Here is a 507-nt window from a genome sequence, read left to right on the forward strand (position 1 = left end):
CCTGTTATGTTGGAAGAAACCGCCTCATAGGTTTTGGTATGATATAACGGATCTTCTGTCTTTAAGTAGAATTTTGATGTCAGTAAGGATAAAAAACCGATAAAGAAAAAGAGTAAAACGGCTGTATACTTCCATGATCGATTGCGATTTAAATTAAACCGATAGTCTTCCAGTTGCTTTTTAAATGCCACTTCTACCACCTCATTTCATCATTTCTGTTTTCAATTCTTCGATACTATAGACCACCCATTTGTTTGTTTCTTTTCGTAGAGAAACTTTAACGATGTCATGCGTTTGATCGTCAACATTTTCATCTTTTATGACAAGATGATTCGTAAATTCAGCAATCACTTCCACCTCTTCTTGCCCTCCATCATATTGTTGTACATAAAGCTGTACATCTTTTGGAGTCGAGGTGTAACTATCTCCATATATGAACTTTTCAGAAGGATAAAATAGCTCATAAAGTTCTTTGTCCATGATAGATTTTGCAACCTTCTTTCGTTC

2 pseudogenes are annotated in these 507 nt (G+C 35.1%); both read right to left on the reverse strand.

Annotation, left to right across the window (positions count from 1 at the left end):
* Positions 1-191, reverse strand: a pseudogene (locus AC1DRF_RS32130) (hypothetical protein); the annotation flags it as partial.
* Between the two features lie 10 nt (positions 192-201).
* Positions 202-507: pseudogene (locus AC1DRF_RS32135) on the reverse strand (MerR family transcriptional regulator); the annotation flags it as partial.

This window comes from Priestia sp. P5_B4, from assembly GCF_056400385.1.